The organism is Methylophaga sp. UBA1464 (assembly GCF_002325665.1).
In the GTDB taxonomy this organism is placed as follows: Bacteria; Pseudomonadota; Gammaproteobacteria; order Nitrosococcales; family Methylophagaceae; genus Methylophaga.
In genome coordinates this window covers 56380-57034 of sequence record NZ_DCSO01000077.1, presented here as the reverse complement: position 1 = coordinate 57034, position 655 = coordinate 56380, and the positions used below count along the sequence as shown (strand labels likewise).

Genomic DNA, 655 nt, shown 5'->3' with positions numbered 1-655 from the left:
TGACGCCAGGCATGATAGCTGTCTTCAGCATGGCTCACCGTGCAGATGGAATGGGTATGGGCTTGCGGACCAAAACCTTCGATTTCATCAAAGGCCAGTTTGGGACCGGTAGCAATAATCAGATAGTCGTAATTGAGAATGGTGTTATCACCCAGCAAAACCTGATTAGTGGCGGGGTTGATTTTGGTGGCGCCAGAGTCGTAGAAATCGATGTTTTTACTGGATAACACGGATACCAGTTCAAAGCTGATATCAGCACGCTTTCGCCAGCCCACGGCTACCCAGGGATTGCTGGGTACAAAGTGAAAAATCGGTGTATTGGATACCACGCTGATATGGTGTGTTTTGTCTAAAGCTGCCCGGCATTCATAAGCAGCCGGTAAACCACCGGTACTCGCACCGATAATGACAATATGCGCCATGTTTATTCCAGGTTAATGCAAAGTATCTGAATCATTCTGGATATTCAGCGGGTCACTGAATAACCCCGCCACATCCACCGGATCAAACTGATAATGCGTGTTACAGAACTCACAGGCCAGTTCGACAAAGCCACGTTCGGCAATGATATCTTCTGCTTCCTGTCGCCCCAGCAGCTTGATAGTATCAGCCACCCGTTGACGTGAACAGGTACAGGCAAATTCCAGCATGGTTG

General features: G+C 48.5%; 2 protein-coding genes. Both read right to left on the bottom strand.

Annotated elements, in window-relative coordinates; genetic code table 11:
• Positions 1 to 422, bottom strand: a 422-nt coding sequence (locus B3O33_RS09480; RefSeq protein WP_292363497.1) for an NAD(P)/FAD-dependent oxidoreductase, incomplete at its 3' end; no start/stop codon positions are given.
• Between the two features lie 12 nt (positions 423 to 434).
• On the bottom strand, positions 435 to 655 hold a 221-nt coding region (locus B3O33_RS09475; protein ID WP_292363496.1), incomplete at its 5' end, for an Hsp33 family molecular chaperone HslO.